The 1,240-nt window shown below is 34.0% G+C and carries 1 protein-coding gene and 1 pseudogene; one reads left to right on the forward strand and one right to left on the reverse strand.

Annotated elements, in window-relative coordinates; translation table 11 throughout:
• Positions 1 to 111: 111 nt before the first annotated feature.
• On the reverse strand, positions 112 to 663 hold the full coding sequence (locus BM057_RS11480; RefSeq protein ID WP_092093910.1) for a tyrosine-type recombinase/integrase: 552 nt from the start codon (positions 661 to 663) through the stop codon (positions 112 to 114).
• Between the two features lie 368 nt (positions 664 to 1,031).
• Between BM057_RS11480 and BM057_RS12015 the strand changes: the two are divergent.
• A pseudogene (locus BM057_RS12015) lies at positions 1,032 to 1,212 on the forward strand (hypothetical protein); the annotation flags it as partial.
• Positions 1,213 to 1,240 lie beyond the last annotated feature (28 nt).

The following is a 1,240-nucleotide window of genomic DNA, read 5'->3' on the forward strand; positions in this document are numbered from 1 at the left end:
AATTTCTAGAAGATTCACTATCAAAAGTCTTTATAATACTGATCTCATAGCAATAAAATCCTTTTACATCTAAATTATAGTTGGTAAAAGGAGCTAGAAAGGACTCAAAATTTAAAAACCTAATCTGAAATTCAACAAAGTCTCACTGATTTCATCTTCATTGATCCCGATATAGCGCTTCGTGATTTTTTCACTGCTGTGACCGAAGATTTCCATGAGTGTAGCCACGTCTTTGGTTTTCTTGTAATAGTGGTAACCAAATGTCTTGCGCAGCGTGTGCGTGCCAATATCGTCCCGATCTAATAATGCGGCGACCTTTTGAAACATCTGATACACCGTATTGACCTTTAAATGGCCACCGGTGGTGCTGGCAAACAAATAATCTTCTGGCTTCAGGTCTTTCGTGTAGTCCTGGATCAACTCCTGCAGGCTGCTTAAATATAAAATGCGTGTTTTTCCGGTTTTTTGCTCCACAATACGTGGGTTTTTCGAGGAAATCACGTCTTTTTTCTTTAATTTCACGATATCAGACATGCGTAAACCGCTATTAATGCCGATCAAAAACAAGAAAACGTCGCGTTCGGCGTTTTTGTTGCGTCTTAAACAGAATAAAAAGTCGTTGATTTCTTGCTGCGTTCGTAATGGTTGTACATTATAACTCATTGAAATGGTCTCTCCTCTCACAAAACGGATACATGATTTCATTCATTATAACACGAAATCATGTATTGGACACCGGTATAAAAAAAGAACCCTAGTGGAATAGGATTCGCGATACACGTTTTTATGTAAAATCATGTATTGATAATAGGATTATTTGTTGAAATTTTTTTGAGGACCAAAATATAGAAATTAAGACTAATGTAATAATAATACCTTCAGATAGGTATGAAATAAAAAAACAATAAGCAGTTTTTTTGTTATGTATAAATTAGTAATGGCAAACTCATAATCAATAAAGATAACAATAAAAAAGAAGAAAGGGAATGAAACATGTAGAAACTTTAGTAATAGAAGCAATGATGATTTGGGCTATTCTATGGCTCTACCTTACTTCAATGATTATACTAACGACTTATGGATGAAGTATTGATTCCAGTTATCTTAATTGGGGTAGCAGAATGGTTATTGAAACAAGATACCGTACCAAATGAAAGAAAAAACGAAATAATAACTGTGGCCTTTTTCAAATTAATATACCTAATCAAATAGAAGAACTTAGTTTTAACCTATATGATTC

Origin of the sequence: Pisciglobus halotolerans (genome assembly GCF_900113675.1) — a bacterium.
Classification (GTDB): domain Bacteria; phylum Bacillota; class Bacilli; order Lactobacillales; family Carnobacteriaceae; genus Pisciglobus; species Pisciglobus halotolerans.